The organism is Variovorax ureilyticus, from assembly GCF_050632185.1.
Classification (GTDB): Bacteria; Pseudomonadota; Gammaproteobacteria; order Burkholderiales; family Burkholderiaceae_C; genus Variovorax; species Variovorax ureilyticus_A.
In genome coordinates, this window is the sequence record NZ_CP192579.1 from 2026231 (window position 1) to 2045827 (window position 19597).

The window sequence follows — 19597 nt, forward strand, 5'->3', positions numbered from 1 at the left end:
CGCCGCCATGCTGAACCTCACCGAATACCGCCAGCGCCCGGCCTTCCTGGCCGACTGGCTGCCGTGGGCTGGATTGGTTGCGCCGGGTGTCGTCTTGAACAAGGACGGCAGTTTCCAGCGCACGGCCCGGTTTCGCGGGCCTGACCTCGACAGCGCGACGCATGGCGAGCTGATCGCCACGTCGGCGCGGTTGAACAACGCATTGCGCCGCATGGGTTCGGGCTGGGCGCTGTTCATTGAGGCAGAGCGCCGGCCCGCCGCCGACTATCCGCACTCGGAGTTTCCCGAGCCGCTGTCGTGGCTAGTGGACGAGGAACGCCGGGCAACCTTCGAGGACTCGGGCAACCACTTCGAAAGCGGCTATCACCTGACGCTGGTGTACCTGCCGCCCGAGGAAGTGCGCGCCCGCGCGGCGGGGATGCTGTACGAGAACCGGCCGACCGAAGGCGTGGACTGGCGCGGCCGGCTCGATGCTTTCGTGGCGGAGACGGATCGCGTGTTTGACCTGCTCGATGGCGTGATGCCGGAAATCGCCTGGCTCGATGACAGCCAGACGCTGACCTACCTGCACTCCACCATCTCGACGCGGCGTTACCGCGTGGGCGTGCCCGAGGTGCCGTTCCACATCGACTCGCTGCTGACCGATTCTGCGCTGGTAGGCGGCACTGGCGCCCATGCTGGGCGACCAGCACCTGCGCGTGGTATCGGTGCGGGGCTTCCCGACATCGACGTGGCCGGGGATTCTGGACGACCTCAACCGGCTCGGCTTTGCTTACCGCTGGAGCACGCGCTTTCTCTGCCTCGACAAAGCCGAAGCGGAACGGGAGTTGGGACGCCTGCGCCGCCAGTGGTTCGCCAAGCGCAAGAACGTCATCGCGCTGCTGCGCGAAACGATCTTCCAGCAGGAAAGCCCGCTGGTTGATACCGACGCCAGCAACAAGGCGGCCGACGCCGACGCCGCCTTGCAGGAGCTGGGCAGCGATCAAGTCGCCTTCGGCTACCTCACCGCCACGGTAACGGTGCTTGATGCCGACCCGGCCGTGGCCGACGAGAAGCTGCGCATGGTGGAGCGTGTCATCCAGGGCCGAGGCTTCGTCACCATCCCCGAAACGCTCAACGCCGTGGATGCGTGGCTGTCATCGATCCCTGGCAACGCCTACGCGAACGTGCGCCAGCCCATCGTTTCGACACTGAACCTGGCGCACATGATGCCGGTGTCGGCGGTGTGGGCCGGCCCCGAGCGCAATGCCCATCTTGACGGCCCGCCGCTGATCGTCACGCGCACCGATGGCGCGACGCCTTTCCGGCTCGTCACGCACATCGGCGACGTGGGCCACACGCTGGTGGCTGGCCCCACGGGCATGGGCAAATCGGTGCTGCTCGCCACGCTGGCGATGCAGTTCCGCCGCTATCGCGGCTCGCGCATCTTCGCGTTCGACATGGGCCGCTCGATGCGCGCCACGATCCTCGGTCTGGGCGGCGAGCACTACGACCTCGGGACGGATGGCGAAATCGCCTTCCAGCCCTTGGCCCGCATCGACCGCGCGGGCTACCGCACATGGTCAGCCGAATGGATCGAAGGCCGCTTGATGCACGAAGGCGTGGCGACCGGCCCCGACGAGAAAGCGGCCATCTGGTCGGCGCTGGGAAGCCTGGCCGGTGCGCCCATGGAGCAGCGCACGATGACGGGCCTGTCAGTGCTGCTGCAATCGAACGCGCTGCGGCAGGCACTGTCGCCTTACGTGCTCGGCGGCGCCCACGGCAAGCTGCTGGACGCCGACCACGACCGGCTGGAAAGCACCGATGCGGGGTCAGCGGGCGTGCAGTGCTTCGAGATGGAGGAGCTGATGCACAGCAAGGCCGCCGTCATGGCCGTGCTGCATTACCTCTTTGCGCGCTTCGATGAACGCTTTGACGGTGTGCCCACGCTGCTGATCCTCGATGAAGCGTGGCTGTTCCTCGATGACCCGGTGTTTGCCGCGCGCATCCGCCAGTGGCTCAAGACGCTGCGCAAGAAGAACGTCAGTGTCATATTCGCCACACAGAGCCTTGCCGACATCAAGGATTCGAGCATCGCGCCCGCGATTGTCGAAAGCTGCTCCAGCCGCATCTTTCTACCGAACCCGCAGGCGACCGAGCCGCAGATTCGCACGATCTACGAGGGCTTCGGGCTTAACAGGCGGCAGATCGAGATCGTTGCCACGGCGCAGCCGAAGCGCGACTACTACTACCAATCCCGCCTCGGCAATCGCCTGTTCGACCTCGACTTGGGGCCTGCGACGCTGGCCTTCGCTGGCGCTTCCACGCCGCAGGACCAGCGCGCCATTGATCAAGTTCTTGGCCGCTTGCCGCCGGACACCGGCGTGCCCGGCTTCGCGGGCGCTTGGCTGCGCCATCGCGGCCTCGATTGGGCGGCCGACCTGCTGCCCTCGTTCCCCGGCCTTGCGCCGGGTTCCCTCCGTGCTACCGACTACCCACAGGAGAACCCGCAATGAAGATCCGTGCGCTTTCCATTTCTCTCGCTGCCGCGCTATCGCTGACGACATTGACTCCTTCACCAGCACTGGCCTGGCGCATTGTCTTTGATCCGACCAACTATGTGCAGAACACGCTGACTGCAATCCGTACCCTCGAACAGATAAACAACCAGATTCGCCAGCTCCAGAACGAAGCGCAGATGCTGATGAACCAGGCGCGCAACCTCGCAAGCCTGCCGTCCAGCGTGGTCGGCCAGTTGCGCGCTAACCTGGCGACGACCGAACGGCTGATTGCCCAAGCCAGGGGCTTGGCCTACGACGTGACGAATCTGGATCGGGAGTTCGCGCGCCTGTATCCCGAACAGTACGCCGCCACGATCAGCGGCGACCAGATGTACCGCGATGCGCAGGAGCGTTGGAAGAACACGCTCAATGGCTTGCAGACCACGATGCAGATGCAAGCCCAGGCATCGCAGAACCTCCATGACGATGAAGGTGTTCTGACGGATCTGGTCAGCAAGAGCCAATCTGCCGTCGGTGCGCTACAAGCCATGCAAGCCACGAACCAACTGTTGGCCTTGCAGGCCAAGCAGTCCATTCAGACCCAGCGGCTCCAGATCACGCAAGACCGGGCAGCGTCGCTAGAGCTGGCGCGGCAGGCGGCGGCCACGGAGCGTGCCCGCGAGGTGCGACGGCGCTTCCTCGGCGAAGGTACGCCGTATACGCCGCAGTCTGTGAACTTTTACGGCAACTGACGGGAGGCCGCCATGCGATGCGTCCTCGCCCTGTCTGTTGCGGTGCTTGCCGCGCTGCTGGCCGCTTGCGGCAAGCAGCCGGCCGACAACCTTACCGATGCCTTGGCAGTCGATCCCGTGCGGCTCAAGGCATTGCGCGCGCAATGCGCAGCCGACGGGCGGGCCACGGGCGAGGACGCTTGTCGCGACGCCGCCGAAGCCTTCCGGCGGCGCTTCGTTTCCGGCGGGGCCGGGCTGGATGAACACCAGACGCTGTCCGATCTGCCGTCGATCCCGCCCAGCTTCAAGGAACCGGCCGATGGCGTGGCGCCAGCCTTTCCCGCCGAACCGGAGGGCACGCCATGAATGACGTGACCATCATCGACCAGTTCCTTAACACCTTCGCTACCTACATCGACTCGGGTTTCGGGCTGCTGCGGGGCGAAGTGGCGTTCCTCACGGCCACGCTAATCGTCATCGACATGACTCTCGCCGGGCTGTATTGGGCCATGAGCCACGCCACCGGCCAGGGCGAGGACGTGATCGCCAAGCTGCTGCGCAAGGTGCTCTACGTCGGCGCCTTCGCCTACATCCTCAACAACTTCAATTGGCTGGCCAGCATCGTGTTTCGCTCGTTTGCGGGGCTGGGCATCACCGCCACCGGCTCGGCCATCACGATGGAGACCTTCTTGCAGCCGGGTCGGCTGGCGAAGACCGGCATCGACGCAGGGGCGCCGATCTTGAAGCAGATCGGCGATATGGCGGGGTTCCCCGAAGTGTTCGTGAACCTCGACCCCATCGTGGTGATGTTCCTCGCGTGGCTGGTCGTGGTGCTGTGCTTCTTCGTGTTGGCGATCCAGCTATTCATCACGCTGATCGAGTTCAAGCTGACCACGCTCGCCGGCTTCGTGCTGGTGCCGTTCGCGCTGTGGAACAAGACGAGCTTTCTGGCGGAAAAGGTGCTGGGCAACGTCGTGTCCGCCGGCGTCAAGGTCTTGGTCTTGGCCGTCATCGTTGGTATCGGCTCGGGCCTGTTCGCGCAGTTCCAAGTCCATCCCGCCGAGCCGTCCATCGACCATGCGCTGGTCATCATGCTGGCCTCGCTCACTTTGCTGGCGCTGGGTATCTTCGGCCCCGGCATCGCCACGGGTCTTGTGTCCGGTGCGCCGCAGCTCGGTGCGGGCGCGATGGCCGGCGCTGCTATCGGCGCAGCAGGAACGGCGGTGGCCGTCGGTGCCGCCGCAACGGGCGTAGGTGGTGCCGTCATGGCCGGGGCGCGCATGGCCCCGGCTGCCGCCAAGCTGGCCGGCAGCGGTGCGCGCGCCGCCACGTCGGCAGCCAGCAGCGCGAAATCGGCGTTCCAGGCCGGTTCCGCCGCCGCAGGCGGTGGTGCAAAGGGTGCAATGGCGGGCCTGGGCAATGTCGCCAAGACCGGCGCGCAGTCGGCAGGACGCGCGGCGGCATCCCGCGCTTCCGCCGCCGGGCAGCGCATGGCTGCGCCGTTCCGCGCTGGCTGGAATGGCGACGCTGGTGCGTCAGCCGGTCAGCCCGCCACAAGCGAAGCCCCCGCAGGCGGCACCGCTGCACAGACACCAGAGCAACCCGCCTGGGCCAAGCGGCTGCACCGCCGCCAGCAACTCACCCATGCCGCGACCACCACTGCCCACGCGCTGCGCGGTGGCGATGGTGGCGGCTCCGGCCAGGGGCCGAGCCTGCGCGATTCCGATTCATAAGGAGAACTGACCATGCGATTCAAGAAACCGCAGGTGCGCTACGCCGACACGCCGCCGCCTGCCACGCCATACCAAGCTGCCGGCCAGGTGTGGGACGAACGTATCGGCTCGCCGCGCGTGCAGGCGAAGAACTGGCGGCTGATGGCCTTCGGGTGTCTCACGCTCGCGCTGCTGATGGCCGGTGGCCTGGTATGGCGCTCGGCGCAGTCCATCGTGACGCCGTATGTGGTGGAGGTGGACAACGCGGGCCAGTGCGAGCGGTCGGCGAAGCCGCCACGCCCTACAAGCCCAGCGACGCGCAGACGGCTTACCACCTGGGCCGATTTATCGGCCTAGTGCGCTCGCTGTCCATCGACCCCATCGTCGTGCGCCAGAACTGGCTCGATGCCTACGACTACACGACCGACAAGGGCGCAGTCGTACTCAACGACTACGCGCGGGTCAACGACCCGTTCGCGCGCATCGGCAAGGAGTCGGTGACGGTACAGATCACCAGCGTCGTGCGCGCAAGCGACACGTCTTTCAACGTGCGCTGGACGGAACGCCGCTACGTCAACGGTGCTGCGGCGGGCTTGGAGCGGTGGACGGCCGTGGTGTCCATCGTGCTTCAGCCGCCGCGCACCGAAGAACGTCTGCGCAAGAACCCCTTGGGCATCTACGTCAACGGCCTGTCGTGGAGCCGCGAACTGGATTCTTCCGAAGGAGCCAAGCCATGAATGATCTTTTCCGTAAATCCGCTTTGCCGGTGATCCTGCTTGCATCAACCATCTTGTTCGCGGGCTGCGCCACGCAGGGCAAGCCGCCGCCGGAGATTTCGCTCGATGAGCCGGTGCAGGCGCAGCCGCTGCCCGAACCGCCTCAGCCAGTGGAAGTTGTGACCGTGCCCGAGGTGTTGCCGATGCCGGCGCAGTTGAAGCCAGTGTCCGAGGGCGAGGAAGCCAAGCCTGCGCCGGAACCGGCCGACGAGAAGGTGCGCGTCTCGCGTGCCAACGCCGAGGCACGCATCGCGCCCACGCGCGAGGGCTATGTCAACGCGATTCAGGTGTGGCCCTTCACCGATGGCGCGCTGTATCAGGTCTATGCGGCCGTGGGCCGCGTGACCGTGATTGCACTCCAGCCGGGCGAGGAACTGGTGACGGTGGCCGCTGGCGATACCGTGCGCTGGATCGTGGGCGACACGTCCAGCGGCGGCGGGGCCGAGCTGCGAGTGAACGTGCTGGTCAAGCCGATCCGCTCGGGCCTCAAGACGAATCTGGTCATCACCACCAGCCGTAGGACGTACCTGCTGGAGCTGGCTTCGACGGAAAAAACGTGGATGGCATCGGTGTCGTGGGAATACCCGCGCGACCGGGTGCTGGCCTTGCAGCGCCAGGCGCAGGCTGCCAGCGCCGCCGCGCCGGTGGATTCCGGCTTGTCGCTGGAGAACCTGCGCTTCCGCTACGCGATCAGCGGCAGCAATCCGCCCTGGAAGCCACTCCGTGCCTTCGATGATGGCGAGAAGGTCTATATCCAGTTCCCTGCCGGTATCGCCCAGGGTGAATTGCCGCCGCTGTTCGTGATTGGCGCTCAGGGCGACGGGCAACTGGTGAACTACCGCTTCCGCTCGCCGTACTACATCGTGGATCGCCTGTTCGGCGCGGCCGAACTGCGCCTGGGTGGCGACAAGAGCGATGTCGTGCGGATCGAGCGCACGGACGGCGTTGCACGGAGGAACTGACCATGAGCCAGGACGACGCTCCCGACCTTGCCACGCCGCAGCCGGGCAAGGTCACGCCCGAGGCGGTGGCGCTGCGCGCCCAGCCGCGCCCGGTCACGCGACTGAACCGGCGCACGCTGGCCATCCTCGTCGGCGGCCTGTCGGTCGCCGTGCTCGGCGCCACGATCTGGTCGCTGCAACCGCAGCGGCGCGGCGCGGGCGAGCAGACCGAGCTTTACAACGTCGATCGGGTCTCGAAGTCCGAAGGGCTGGACGGTCTGCCAGCCGACTACTCGAAGCTGCCGCAGAAGGTGCCCGAGTTGGGGCCGCCGCTGCCGGGCGATCTCGGCCCGGCCATCGTGGCCTCGCAGCAGCCGGCCGTGGCCGCGTACGCGGCCCCCGGTCACGATCCGAATGACGCCTTGCGCAAGGAGGCGGAAGCCGCTGCGGCTTCGTCGGTGTTCTTCCGCACGGGCGGCCAGGGCCAGCCCGCCGCCACGGCCACGATGGCACAGGCGGCGCCGGGTGCACCGGTGCCGCCAACACGCTCGCGGCCTTCGACCCGCGCGCCGCCGGACCGGCCTCGACGGCGGCCCAGTCCGCCGACCCGACCGCCATGCAGAACCGGCAAGGCCAGAAAGAGACGTTCCTGAAAGGCGGCTCCACGGAAACCCGCAATTCCGGCAATCTGGCACTTCCGGCGTCGCCGTATCAGGTCATGGCCGGAACGGTACTCGCCGGGGCGCTGGTGACGGGCATCAAGTCGGACTTGCCGGGCGACGTGATCGCCACGGTGACGGAGCCGGTCTATGACACGGCCACGGGCAAGTTCCTGCTGATCCCGCAGGGATCGCGCATCCTGGGCAAATACAACAGCCAGGTCAGCTACGGGCAAAGCCGCGTGCAGGTGGTGTGGAACCGGGTCATCCTGCCCGATACGTCCTCGCTGACGCTCGACAACCTCGTAGGCACCGACCCGGCTGGCTATGCCGGCCTGGAAGACGATGTGGACTGGCATTGGGGCCGGATCTTTGCCGGTGCGGCGCTGACCACGCTGCTGGGCGTGGGCGCGGAATTGGCCGCTCCCGAGAACCGCCAGGCCGACAACCGCATCGTCATCGCCGGACGCGACAGCGCCCAGGACAGCATCAATCAGGTCGGCCAGGAGATAACCCGGCGCAACATGAACATCCAGCCGACCTTGACCACGCGGCCCGGCCTGCCCGTGCGGATCATCGTTAAACGGGATCTGGTGCTTCGGCCATACCAGCCGCTGTTCTTCAATCGGGGAGCCTCGCAATGAGCACTATCAGGAAGCTGCGGCTCGGGCCGCTGCCCAAGACCGAGAATGTCAAGCTAACCTTTGCCTGCCCGGCCAGCCTGAAAGCTAATCTCGACCGCTACGCCGCGCTGCACGCGCAGACCTATGGCGAGGCAGTCGATGCATTGACGCTGATCCCGCATATGCTGGAAGCGTTCATGGCGCGGGATCGGGGGTTTCGTTCATTGACCCGCAAACAATAGCGCTGGCTACTTGCCAGTCACAATTGAGGTCTGCGTGCGCGGCGCCGCTTTCGTGCCTCGCGCATTTGCATCAGATTCTTAAGTGCGGATTGCTGGTCAAAGAGAAGCGCACGCGCAAGGCCGTGCACATGGTCGATTGACCGCGCATAGAGTGCGATCAGGCCTGCTCCAAAAGCGGCGCAGATGGTAGGCAAAAGGGCAAACCCCAGCATGTTGCCGTCTTTCGCATCCAGCCCCTTCTGCGCGAGGTATGCGGCGATAGCCCATGTCGCACCGGTTAGCCACCAGAGTGCGGATACACGCCGCCTCGTCCCTGCGATTGCGTGATCAACGAAGTACTGCACAGCATCGAGATCGGCTTCGCACACGTCGGGCAGTATGCTGCAGCGTTGCTTCGCATATTGGAGGTCGGATGCGTGCCAGCCGGGGAATCCATGGGCACTTGGTCGCAAGAGTACAAAACACAAAGTGAGGAAGGCGGCTGAGACCTGAAAGTACGCGTTGAAGTCTTTGTCCGAAATCCAGCCGCTGGGTTTCAGGGCTCCGTAAGCAAGTGCCGCCCCCAGGAGAAATAGCCCGAGCCATGAAAAAAAGTCCGCATGCTTGGCTGTCCCGCACGAAGCACAAGCTCAATTGACAGTGAACGTTCAGTAAGCCACACAAAGCGGGGGCTGGTGTCGTCCGATGCCGCCGGTCTCCCTCTGGCGACCGCAAGTTCACAGGCATGCAGCACTGCCTGAGCGACCTGGAAGGGTTGCGGAGCTGGTTCATCCGAACTGCCAGAACGGTAGAGTGCCAGGCCGGGCGCGACGCCGGGGTGAGGTCGGGGCACATGGCGCGTTTCTCCAGCTCTCATTTCTTTCTGGGTCATGGCCAGTGTCCTGCGATCTCAAGATGAAGTGTGTCTCCTCTGATGAAGGCGACGCTGGCATCGAGCAGATCTTCGACTGGCCAGCGGGCTGTCCCTCTCAGGCTGCATTCCCAGATGGTCAGAACCCGCCAGCCCTGCATGGCCAGCGCTTCGCTGGCCCGCGTGTCCCTGGCGCGATTGGCATTGATCTTCGCCATCCAGAATTCGGGTCTTGTGCCAGGGAGTCTGAACATGGGGCAGGTGTGGCCATGCCAGAAACACCCATGTACGAGAACGACCGCATGATCCTTCGGAAAAACGAGATCAGGCCGTCCTGGCAGGCTGCGATCCTGAAGGCGGTAGCGCAGGCCCCGCGCATGCAGACCGCGACGGATGACCATTTCAGGTTTGGTGTCGCGACCTCGGATGTTGCTCATGTTGAGCCGTCGCTGCTCCACGGTTAGGACGTCAGCCATTGACCGCCTCGCAGGTTGCATCCGACACGATTGTCCGCAGGCAGGCGCGCATCTCATCGCTGTTCATTCCAGGTTTCAGAGTCACTGCGCCGAAGCGGAACTTCTCCCTATAACGCGGGTGAAACAGCCGGCCCGGAATTGTTGTGTCCTTAAAGCCGGCGCCGAGAACAGGCACGTGCGGTGTCAGCAGATAGGCCGCGGTGACGACGCCCTCGGGCTGGCCATCTCCTGCCTCCTGAACCAGCGCATCCCGATAGGTGTGTATTGAGCTGAGCGCATCGCTGAGACCATCATTGATACGGTACTTTGCATCGAGCACAATGACCTGCTTCTCCGCACCGGCAAAGCTGCCAGCCAGAACCAGATCCGGCACCATGGTGCGACTGAAGCTTCCCTGGCCATCCGGCTCAACCCAGTACTCCCGGTACTGCCGCTGAAAGCACAGCATCCTGTGCAGCCCGACGCTTACCGACACGGATCCGGCCGCGAGGGTGACGCCACCGGCCGCGTCTGTGAGAAACAAGGGCCTGAGATCTACGCCGTCCGGACCATATTCCTGCGCCGCTGCCCGGAGCAGCCGCAGGAAACACCAGAGCTCATAGAGCTCGTATGTCCTGGCCAGGGGCATCTGCAGGAAGTCCCCGAACACGGCCGCCAGCCCGAGATTCATCTCCTGCCACAGCTTGTAGAAGCGCTGGTAGACCGGGTCATTGCGGAACAGCGAAGTCATGTGCAGCGTCGCCGTTCCTTCACTGACGCCGGCCATAAAACCGGAACTCGCCGACTGGGTCAAACGCCGGGCGATGTGACGGGTGCGCACTGCCCAGTGACCGGCTGTACCTCGGCTTTCCGCATCTGTGCCCCGGTCGCTCCGTCCCAGGGCATCCGCGATGCTGTTGAGCCACGCCGACCACGCGATCAGGCAGGCCTTGATCTGCCGATGCTCTGACAGGTCAACACTGTTCCTTCGCTGGCGGACCCTGATACGGTCGGGGAGCCTGCCGCCCAGCGCGGGAGGCAGGCGTGATGGCATACCGGTTTCCGTGCGAACCACCCCTGTGCGGAACGAGCGGATGATCTCGGGACCAGTGGCGCCCCGGGCCTTGTGTGCGGGCAGAGCTATTTCTTCGGCCTGCAGAAAGTGCCGTGGTGCGCGTGCGATCAGTTCGACAGACCGCACGATGGCGTCGGCCCGCGACCGGAGGTACTCAAGCCTTGCAAGGGGCGGAGGACGGTTGCCCCGCTGGCGGGCGATGCCTTTGCGGAAAGCGCTGAGTGCAAAGAGTGCCTGGCTGTCTTCAAGCACCTCCCGCACCATGAGATCAAAGTCATCGCGGGTGAGCTTGCGGATGTCTGGATCTGTGGTGATCTCGAAGCGGTGCGCCCCGACGCCGGGAATACGCAGCGTTGCCTCGATCACGCCTGCATGAAAACCCGGTGCCCAGCGCCACAGGGCGGTCCCGGCCTCACGTGCACGCAGGGCTTCAACCGCGACGTCATCGATCAGGAGGTCTGCGGCGTGGGCCTGATCGCAGTCCCTGAGCACGAACAGATAGGACGCACTTTCGCGTATCGCGCCGGGCGGAATATGCTCCGGCTCCGGCCAGACCACCCATGAACGGCCATCACTTTCTCCCCGTATGCTCAGCGTGGCCACGGCTCACCGCATAGCTTGGAACGAGCCGTACTCGTCCAGGTCCGCCTGTAGCTTCCGCAACAGGGCCTGCGTGTTCTGCAGACCGTTGCAGGCCTTCAGCAGGCTGTCGAGCAGAGCGCGTTGCCGCTCGCTGCCACGTAGCTTGACGAGCACTTTCTGAACCAGAAGCTGATCGGTTACCGTGTCGGCATCGTTTTGCAGGTGCTTGGCGTCGAATGCGTGGTAGCGGACGAACTCCTCGATGAGCCGGTATCCGAACCCCATGCCGTGGTCCCGCATGAATCCGTGAACCGTGGTCAGGGGTGCCTCGGAAGCGGCGCGGGCTGCCTGGAGGTGAGGGTAACGATCGGACAGCGATGCGAGGAAGCCAGGAACGTCAACGTCCGACATATCGATCACAGAGGCCCGGTCGAGCACTTTGTCACTCACCGGATTGGTTGTTTCGTCGACGTTGATGGTGCCGATGATGAACAGGTTCGGCGGAATGGGAAGCTCGGCCCGGATGCTGGCACCTGTGGTGCCCTCCAGGGGACTCCGTTGGAGTGCAGTTGCAGAGCTCCACCACTCTCCATGGCCGACAACACATCGGACAGGTAGTACTCGACCCGGGCGAGGTTCATCTCGTCGAGGATGACGAACACCGGTGACTCGCGGTGGGCGGTGGCTACCAGGACCGCTTCAAGGAAGGTCGGAACAACGTACCGGTTGGTGAGGACGTCGTAATAGCCGGTCAGGCCAGTAGGGTCTGTCCATTCCGGCCGGACCGGGCACTCGAACAGCAGCGGATCGGAAGCCGTTGCCGTCGTAAGGCCGTGGACCGCGCGGGCGTACTTCAGCGCCAACTGGGTTTTGCCGGTGCCGGAGATCCCGGACAGGATCACAAAGTGCTTGTGATCCAGAAAATTCAGTGCCGCGTGGAAGCGGCGGACTTCACCCTTCGGGTAGTGCCCTCCAAGGGCTCTGACTGCTGCCTCAATGTCTCCGACAGGGATGGAGGAGGGCATGCGGCGCATCGCCGGGCCGAGTGTTGCGGTGTCGCTCCATACCGGCAGTTCATGGATCTTCTGCTGACCGACAAGGCTCCCAAGCCATCCGATGAACTCCCGCGCAAGGAGACTTCGCCGGGCGGAAGCGGTCGGCGGATAGAGCGCAACGACGATCTCATCGGGTTCGGTCGAGGGACCAAACGGCGACAGGTCGAAGTTCAGGCTGTCCCAGAACTTGGCGTTACGCAGCCAGAGACGGCCGTCCCCCGCCAAGTACACAGGGACAAGATTGTTGCGGGCACTGTATTTGATGGTGCTTCCGGGCGATTCGCTGGCGTCGTCCGTTTCGCCCTGCGACTCGAGGGCGAACTCGGAATCCGTCTCTGCCTCAGCAGCTGTTGCTTTGGAGGCAGCCCCCAGCCGTTTCATCTCGGCGAGTCGGGCCAGGAAGCTCGCACGATCCTTACGGATCAGTACCGCGAAGTAAACCTCATCCTCAGGCGGGAAGCGCAGTACGCAACCGAATATGAGCGCCTCGGCATCTTCTTTGACGTTATCCAGATTGACAACGCCTAGCTGGATGCCGCCCTCAACGATCTTGGCACTGTTGGAGACGCCGAAGAGTTCGCGTGGGCGGACGGCCTTTGAGGTTCCGAAATACCTCTGCGCGGCGTCAAGAAACTGCCGCTGCCGTTCGACGAGGTTCATCCACTGCCTCCCTGTTGTTCGCGGCCTGTCTGAGGGCCTGCATCATGTGTGTGGCAATCGCCCTCGCGAGCAACGGCGGTACGGCGTTACCGATCTGCTTGAAGGCGGGGTTCATGGTGCCGCTCAGACGGAAGCCATCGGGAAACGACTGCAGCCGGGCAGCCTCACGCACGGAAATGGTCCGCGCCTGCCTGCTGTCGTAATGGATGTGGCTGTAGCTGTCCTTGCCCAGGTGGGCCATGAGCGTGCGCGCAGGCTGCTCCCGCCACATCTTGCGCCACTTGTTCGGGAACTTGCTTGCGTCGTAGGGCGGCACGATGGAAGCCCACAGAGCCTTGTACTTTGCCGATCCCTCTGTCAGCTTCTCGCCACGCGCCCGGGCAGCAGCAAGCCGCTCCTCGAACATTGCGACCGCGTGAGCGTAGGCCTGGGGATACTGATCGCCGGGATTCATCCGCGCGAAAAGCTCATAGTCCCGGGGCAGGTAGCGGATGACATGATCGGTCAATCCTTCCCTGGGGGCTTCATGGCCCGGCCAGTTGCGCATCAGCTCCGCATAGGCAGAAGGTTTTTTGCGGCTGTAGCTCACCGGCGTGTCAAAGCGCCGGGCGCCACGGGCAATCTTGCCTGCGGCCAGCAGCTCACGCGCATTGATGGCTGGCAGGTCGCCCAGCGCATCCTCCGCGGTGACTGCCGGAGGGAGGTCCGGATTGGCAGCCGGCGGTGCAATGTACGAGTGTGCATCGTCCACCAGGGTGCGCAGCGTTTTCAGCGCCACCGACCTGGAACCTTCGTAGCCCGGGGGCAGCACGAGCCAGTGGGTGGGGGAGGGGAAGGATATCTTTGTGGCCAGCTCATGCCGGTAGGCCATGAGAAACATCCGCTCCCGCATCTGAGGGACACCGTAGAACGCGGCATTCAGCAGCGTATAGCCGCAGGTGTAGCCCTTGGCTTCCAGTACCTCGCAGGTTTCCTCGGCGATGTTCTGGCCGCCATGGTTCAGTATGTCCGGCACGTTCTCCATGAGAACCGCCAGGGGCTGAAAGGCGTCTACGTACTCCAGGTACTTCTTGTACAGCTGGGCCCTCGGGTCATGAATGAATGCTTCGGGGTGCTCCTCGATCTCCCGGAGCTTGGATCGCCCGACGCGGGCGAATGCCTGACAGGGGGGCCACCCACGACCACATCAAAGGCTTCAGCGACAGGCCCCAGGCCGAGTTGCAGACACAGCGCTGCAGGCGTTGTCTTTGTGATGTCGATGGGCTCACTGTGCGCCGGGGCGGCGGCGTGGAAGTTCAGGCCGTGGGATCGCGCAGCATCTGCGTCAAATTCCACAGCACCTCGCATGTCAAAACCCGCAGCTTCAAAACCGAGGGAGATGCCGCCACAGCCGGCGAACAGATCCAGGACACGGGGCTTGCCGTCGGCCTGCAGGCGCGCAAGCTTGCGCAGGATGATGTCGTTGTTCATTGGTGATGTCCTTGTCGGGCTGGCAGGCGTAGTGGCAACGCGAGCTGGCCCTGGTTTTCCTCCAGAAAACGCTGCACGGCCATGCGGATGACCCAGGCTGATGAGACATGGTTGGCGTCTGCCAGGGCCTGGACCTGCAGATGGGTGTCCTCCGGCAGCATGACGGAGGTTCTGACGGTCTTGCCGTCAGGGGCGATCGGGCTGCGTGCCATGGATTCTTCCCCTGGAAAATTAAAAAGTGGTGCTAGTATGCACCAATACACATATATACACACCACAAGCCTTCCAATGGTCGCTGGAGCCTGGGGTTGAGCGTTTGGGGTAGAACGAGAGGAGCCTGCCATGCCGAGGAAGTTGGCGCTGAAGCGCCTGACCGCATCGGATCTGACACTGTTCAAGTGGCATTTCCAGAACCATCCTGCCGGGAAGCAGAAGGCCTTTAATCTGGATGCAGATGTTCTTGTTGGGAAGCTGTACCCCCAACTCGGTGAGCCGTCACTGGTTCCGCAGCCACGCTATCCACTCGACCTGTATCTGTGCGGCCCGGGGCTTGCGCCAGTCAACAATCTGCAGCGAAAGATTCTCAAACAGCAGAAGAATTGGCGCCTCAACGGCGAGTTGATCGACAACCCTGTCGAAATTCCGGAGCTGTACGACGTTCTGACACCGGGGGATTTCGCGCTTTTCGAGTTTTCTGGCGACGTGATGCCGACGACTGCAAATGTGGTGCTGGTGTCAGCTGCGGTGCCCGTAGATGCCGGAATTCACGCAGAGCTTGCCCGTCGGTTTCCATCTGGCTCTATGTGGGCTTTGGACGATGGGCTTGTCCAGGAGGTCCTCTCGGCAGCAGCACCTCCGGAGGGGCATTCGCTGTATGACTGGGCGGAGACCAGTCTGCTCGAAGACGCTGCGCTCGGCGGGGCTGCTGGCGCGGAGGCGATCAATGCCCGACGCGGCAGCCGAGGCATCAGTCCCGAGGACTTCATGCGATCACGCCGGATTGCGGAGGCGACTGGCGTTGCTGGCGAGGAGTTTCTCAATGCCTACTTCGAGCAGGAGTGCCAGCGGGACAACCTCGAAGAGTTCGAGTGGACTGCCAGCATCAATGCAGTCTCAGTGTTTGATTTCCGGGTGATTGCGTTGGGTGGTGAAGTCAGGCTGGTCGATGCGAAGAGCACTACCGGGGCGTTCACCAACCCGATTCACCTTTCGTTTGGGGAACTACACAAGGCCGTCTATGGGCCTGAGCCCTACGACATCTACCGTCTCTATAGGGTCGCAGCCGATAGGGCAGAGATGCGTATTGCCAGGAACATCGGACCCGCGCTACGACAGACATTGGCGGTGTTCAGCACGCTACCGCTGGAAGTGAAGGTGGACGGGATCTCCGTTCACCCTGACCTCCTGAATTTTTCCGCAGAAGAGATCATTCTTGAATCCTCGCCGGACGAAGGCTCTCGCTGATGCGTTGTTCGCGCACTTGGCCCCTGTTTTCATGGCGGCCCGACGCCGGTATGCGTGGGGCAGGACCGGCTCAGCCGACGATGTGCAAGGGACACTGCCGGCGGTGGCCGTAACCTGGGGCGCGCCGATCCCTGGATGAATAACTAACGAAGAAACGAGGAGTGCCCATGCGATTGAGCCGGATCGTTATCAAGAATTTTCGCAATTTCAAGTTGCTTGATGTGCGCCTGGGTGAACACGCCGTAGTTCTTGGGGAAAACAAGGTCGGCAAGACCAACCTGCTGTTTGCGCTGCGACTGATCCTCGATCCGTCACTTCCCGACTCATTGCGCAGGTTGCGTCTTGATGATTTCTGGGATGGGCTGGCGCGGCCGCTGAAGGCGGAGGACGTGATTGAGGTGTCAGTCGAGTTTCGAGGTTTCGAAGACGATGAAAATCTGCTGGCAGTATTGGCGGATCACCTCGTACGGCCGGATCCGATGGTGGCGCGAATCACGTATCGCTACCAGCCCGTGCCGGGGCTTGCAGGTGCGCCGCGCAGCGAGGCAGACTACGAATTCATCGTATTCGGTGGAGACCGTCCCGACAACGCGGTTGGCTACGATCTGAGGCGCTGGATGCCGTTGGATCTGTTTCCGGCGCTGCGCGATGCCGAATCGGATCTCGCGCGCTGGGCGCGCTCTCCTCTGCGCCCCCTCCTGGACCGTGCTGCGAAGACGGTAGATGCAAAAGCGCTCAGCACGATCGCCGCGGAGGTTCACACAACCACCTCCAAGATTGCCGCGCTACCCGAACTGGCAGAGGTTGTGGGCCAGGTCAACGATCAGCTCACTGCCATGGTGGGTAACAAACATGCCGTCGACACGGCGCTGGGTTTTGCACCGACGGAGCCGGACCGGTTGATACGTGCGCTGCAAATGATGATCGACGGTGGCAAGCGCGGTGTGGCAGAGGCCAGTCTCGGTTCCGCCAATGTGCTTTACCTCGCGCTAAAGCATCTGGAACACCAATACCTGGTGGACGAGGGGGAGCGCCAACACACGTTTCTGGCGATAGAAGAGCCCGAGGCTCACCTCCATCCTCATCTGCAGCGGCTTATCTATCGGAACTACCTGCAAGCGCGCGACGACGCGCAAGCCGGACCCGGGCCGCGCAGCATTCTGCTGACTACGCATTCGCCGAATGTGGCCAGTGTCGCGCCACTCGCCAATGTGGTCGTCCTGCGCCAGGTCGCCGGTGAAGGGCACACAGTCGGGCGCTCCCTCAAAGGGATCAAACTTGATGCCAGCGACCGCGAGGATCTGGAACGCTACATCGACGTCACGCGCGGCGAACTGTTTTTCTCCAAGGGCGTCATCCTGGTGGAAGGCGATGCGGAAAAGTTCTTGCTGCCGACGCTTGCGAAGCTGTATGACGAGAGCCTGGATTTTGATGCGATGGGCATCACAGTCTGCTCCATCGCCGGCACCAACTTCGCTCCCTACGTCCAATTGCTGGGACCAAAGGGGCTCGATATCCCGTTCGTGGTGCTGACGGACTTCGATCCGAAGGAGGAAGAGGCGAGTCAGGAGGATGCGGATCCGGATGATGCAGGTGTCACAGACAGCTATGGCGAGAATCGTGTTGTCAACCAGATCATGCAGCACTTGCTGGATAAAGACGTTTGGGAAGAGGCGAACTATGCTGAGGTGCTGAAGCTTGCGCCAAAATACGGCGTCTTCCTGAACGAGTTCACGTTTGAAGTCGATGTTTTCAAGGCCGGGGCAGAAGACCATTTCCTCGCAGCCATCGAGGAACTGACCACCAACAAGAAGATGCACGCGCGCTTCGCGAGCCTCTCGACTGATCCTGATTCGCTCGACCCCACGCAATTCCTCAAGGACATCGACTCCATCGGCAAGGGCCGTATGGCGCAGCGGCTGGCGGCGGTATTGATGAAAGAGGATGTCGACGTATGTCCTGAGTACATTGAATCTGCGCTGAACTATCTGAAAGCCAAACTGGCATGACCTCCACCGCGCCCCCATATCTCAAAGCCGCTGAGGATTTGCGCGGGAACGAGGATCAATGGCGCGCGTACCAATCGACCGGGAACTGTGTCATTCTGGCTGGGCCTGGCAGCGGCAAGACCAAGACGATCACCGTCAAGATCGCCTGCATGCTCACTGAAGACGTACATCGCCCCCGCCGGCTGGCGTGCATCACCTATAGCAATGCTTGCGTCGGTGAGTTGCGATCAAGACTGAACAAGCTCGGTGCGGACGACGGTGATCGTCTCCTGCTCTCCACTGTGCACTCCTTTTGTCTGACGGAATTGGTCTCTCCCTACGCCGCGCTGGCAGGTATCGATGTACCGGATCCACTGATCGTTGCGTCACCCGCGCAGGCGCGAAAGCTCTTTGCCGATGCGTATCGCGGGCAGTTGGGAGGCAATGTGCCGAATTGGTTTCGCATGGCCTGCGACAAGCTGCGGCGCACCATCCCAGACAAGGATAGTGACGAGTGGCGCGCATGGTCAGCCCGCGAAACAGCAGTGGTTGAGGCCTACGAAGCATTGCTTCTGAAGAATGGCCTGATCGACTTCGATGGCCTGGTCCTTGCCGGCCTGCAACTTGTGGAGAAGCACGAGTGGGTCCGACGTGCCATTCAAGCTAAGTATCCGGTGGTCGTGATCGACGAATATCAGGATCTCGGACTCCCCTGCATCGAGTTGTTTTGGCATTGCTTCGGACGGGAACTCGGATCGTTGCTGTTGGGGATCCGGATCAGTCCATTTATGGGTTCACCGGTGCCAAGCCGAGTTTATTGCGAGCATTGGCTCGTCTCCCGCGGATCGAATCCATCAGGCTAAAGTTGAATTACCGGTGCGCCGACCGCATCATTGCCGCTTCCATGGCGCTCCTGCCGGAACCCGCAGAGTTTCGTTCTCACGATGGGCGGACTGGCGAAATTCTGATCCACCGTCTGGAGTGCAACATCCGCGAGCAGGCGGACTACGCACTTGGGACGCTGGTGCCGGCGTTGCTCGCGGCCAATCCGTCATGGACCCCGGGGGATATTGCGCTACTGTATCGCTCGCTTAACGAGGGGACACTGATCGCACAGGCTGCGGATGCCCTGGATTTGCGGTATTTCCGGCTCGACAACGGCTCGCCGATTAAGCGCACCCGGTTGACCGAGTGGCTCACAGATGCAGCGCGATGGTGCGCTGGCGGCTGGCAGACAGGGACGGTGCCTCTTTCGCTGTTGCTCAAAGCCTGGCGACGATTGCGCCGCTCCATCCCGCGCGACTCCGAATTGCTGAGCGCACGCAAGCGCTTGATTGCAGCCCTGTTCTCACTGCGGGACGGTGCGCTTCCCTTGCATCGATGGCTCTCAGTGTTGCGTCGCGACGTACTGGATGAGCTGATCCGGCAGGAGCCTGGTCTTGCCGATGAGAAAGACAACCTGGACGAGCTGATAGGCGCTGCCGCGGAGGGCGGGCCCTTGCAGGCATTCACGGTAGAAATATTCGGGAATCAGGGCAAGAGTCCGGACCAGATCAATCTCATGACACTACACAGTTCGAAAGGGCTTGAGTTCCAGGCGGTCATCATGGTTGGGCTGGAGAACGGCGTGTTCCCCAGCAGCTACGACAGGACCGATGAGCAGTTGGAAGAAGCGGCTCGACTTTTCTACGTTGGTGTCACGCGTGCCAAAACTCAGATTCATCTGACCTACGACGAAGACGAATCACCGCTGATCACATCCATTCGGGAGGCAGGCTAGATGAGCTGGTTGCTAGAACCCATCCATGCGCTGCCAACCGATCACGAATGGCTG

General features: G+C 63.0%; 16 protein-coding genes and 4 pseudogenes. 12 read left to right on the forward strand and 8 right to left on the reverse strand.

Going from position 1 to position 19597, the window contains the following annotated elements:
- Window positions 1-7: 7 nt before the first annotated feature.
- The 8 genes and pseudogenes from trbE (at window position 8) to ACQ858_RS10075 (ending at window position 8164) form a co-directional block, all read left to right on the forward strand.
- A pseudogene (gene trbE / locus ACQ858_RS10040) lies at window positions 8-2495 on the forward strand (conjugal transfer protein TrbE).
- Window positions 2492-3232 (forward strand): P-type conjugative transfer protein TrbJ, encoded by a 741-nt coding sequence (gene trbJ / locus ACQ858_RS10045; protein ID WP_004358722.1) that lies wholly within the window; start codon window positions 2492-2494, stop codon window positions 3230-3232. Before trbE ends, trbJ begins: the two are co-directional and overlap by 4 nt.
- A gap of 12 nt (window positions 3233-3244) precedes the next feature.
- Window positions 3245-3577 (forward strand): hypothetical protein, encoded by a 333-nt coding sequence (locus tag ACQ858_RS10050; RefSeq protein WP_004358720.1) that lies wholly within the window; start codon window positions 3245-3247, stop codon window positions 3575-3577.
- Complete coding sequence (gene trbL, locus ACQ858_RS10055) at window positions 3574-4944, forward strand: P-type conjugative transfer protein TrbL (RefSeq protein WP_004358719.1); 1371 nt, start codon at window positions 3574-3576, stop codon at window positions 4942-4944. Before ACQ858_RS10050 ends, trbL begins: the two co-directional genes overlap by 4 nt.
- A gap of 12 nt (window positions 4945-4956) precedes the next feature.
- Window positions 4957-5660 (forward strand): annotated as a pseudogene (trbF, locus tag ACQ858_RS10060) (conjugal transfer protein TrbF).
- Complete coding sequence (trbG, locus tag ACQ858_RS10065) at window positions 5657-6661, forward strand: P-type conjugative transfer protein TrbG (protein ID WP_431276493.1); 1005 nt, start codon at window positions 5657-5659, stop codon at window positions 6659-6661. The pseudogene trbF and the gene trbG overlap by 4 nt, the downstream one beginning before the upstream one ends.
- 2 nt (window positions 6662-6663) lie before the next feature.
- A pseudogene (locus tag ACQ858_RS10070) lies at window positions 6664-7943 on the forward strand (TrbI/VirB10 family protein).
- A complete protein-coding gene (locus ACQ858_RS10075; protein WP_431276494.1) occupies window positions 7940-8164 on the forward strand; it encodes a DUF2274 domain-containing protein in 225 nt (74 codons plus the stop codon). Before ACQ858_RS10070 ends, ACQ858_RS10075 begins: the two are co-directional and overlap by 4 nt.
- 17 nt (window positions 8165-8181) lie before the next feature.
- Here ACQ858_RS10075 and ACQ858_RS10080 read toward each other — a convergent pair whose 3' ends face one another.
- The 8 genes and pseudogenes from ACQ858_RS10080 to ACQ858_RS10115 all read right to left on the reverse strand — a co-directional run bounded on the left by ACQ858_RS10080 (window position 8182) and on the right by ACQ858_RS10115 (window position 14523).
- Window positions 8182-8532 carry a hypothetical protein gene (locus ACQ858_RS10080; RefSeq protein WP_431276495.1) on the reverse strand — a complete coding sequence of 117 codons (351 nt, stop codon included), beginning with the start codon at window positions 8530-8532 and terminating at the stop codon, window positions 8182-8184.
- Window positions 8533-9031: 499 nt separating this feature from the next.
- Entirely contained in the window at window positions 9032-9490 is a 459-nt protein-coding gene (locus ACQ858_RS10085; RefSeq protein WP_431276496.1) for a very short patch repair endonuclease, read from the reverse strand.
- A complete protein-coding gene (locus tag ACQ858_RS10090) occupies window positions 9483-11147 on the reverse strand; it encodes a DUF2357 domain-containing protein (protein ID WP_431276497.1) in 1665 nt (554 codons plus the stop codon). Before ACQ858_RS10090 ends, ACQ858_RS10085 begins: the two co-directional genes overlap by 8 nt.
- A 3-nt stretch (window positions 11148-11150) precedes the next feature.
- A complete protein-coding gene (locus tag ACQ858_RS10095) occupies window positions 11151-11576 on the reverse strand; it encodes a hypothetical protein (RefSeq protein WP_431276498.1) in 426 nt (141 codons plus the stop codon).
- Window positions 11573-12841, reverse strand: coding sequence for a hypothetical protein (locus ACQ858_RS10100; protein WP_431276499.1), 1269 nt, complete (start codon window positions 12839-12841; stop codon window positions 11573-11575). Before ACQ858_RS10100 ends, ACQ858_RS10095 begins: the two co-directional genes overlap by 4 nt.
- Window positions 12807-13733 carry a DNA cytosine methyltransferase gene (locus ACQ858_RS10105; protein WP_431276831.1) on the reverse strand — a complete coding sequence of 309 codons (927 nt, stop codon included), beginning with the start codon at window positions 13731-13733 and terminating at the stop codon, window positions 12807-12809. Before ACQ858_RS10105 ends, ACQ858_RS10100 begins: the two co-directional genes overlap by 35 nt.
- Before the next feature lie 9 nt (window positions 13734-13742).
- Window positions 13743-14311 (reverse strand): annotated as a pseudogene (locus ACQ858_RS10110) (DNA cytosine methyltransferase); the annotation flags it as partial.
- On the reverse strand, window positions 14308-14523 hold the full coding sequence (locus tag ACQ858_RS10115) for a ribbon-helix-helix protein, CopG family (RefSeq protein WP_431276500.1): 216 nt from the start codon (window positions 14521-14523) through the stop codon (window positions 14308-14310). The pseudogene ACQ858_RS10110 and the gene ACQ858_RS10115, both read right to left, overlap by 4 nt.
- A gap of 130 nt (window positions 14524-14653) precedes the next feature.
- On the opposite strand from ACQ858_RS10115, the gene ACQ858_RS10120 reads away from it, so the two are divergent.
- The 4 genes from ACQ858_RS10120 (at window position 14654) to ACQ858_RS10135 (ending at window position 19543) form a co-directional block, all read left to right on the forward strand.
- Window positions 14654-15775: a hypothetical protein gene (locus ACQ858_RS10120; protein ID WP_431276501.1), complete on the forward strand. Its 1122-nt coding sequence runs from the start codon at window positions 14654-14656 to the stop codon at window positions 15773-15775.
- Window positions 15776-15942: 167 nt separating this feature from the next.
- Window positions 15943-17784 (forward strand): ATP-dependent nuclease, encoded by a 1842-nt coding sequence (locus tag ACQ858_RS10125; protein WP_431276502.1) that lies wholly within the window; start codon window positions 15943-15945, stop codon window positions 17782-17784.
- Entirely contained in the window at window positions 17781-18626 is an 846-nt protein-coding gene (locus tag ACQ858_RS10130; protein ID WP_431276503.1) for a UvrD-helicase domain-containing protein, read from the forward strand. Before ACQ858_RS10125 ends, ACQ858_RS10130 begins: the two co-directional genes overlap by 4 nt.
- The gene (locus ACQ858_RS10135; RefSeq protein WP_431276832.1) at window positions 18518-19543 is read left to right on the forward strand and encodes a 3'-5' exonuclease; all 1026 of its coding nucleotides are present in this window, start codon (window positions 18518-18520) and stop codon (window positions 19541-19543) included. The genes ACQ858_RS10130 and ACQ858_RS10135 overlap by 109 nt, the downstream gene beginning before the upstream one ends.
- The last annotated feature ends 54 nt before the right edge of the window (window positions 19544-19597 follow it).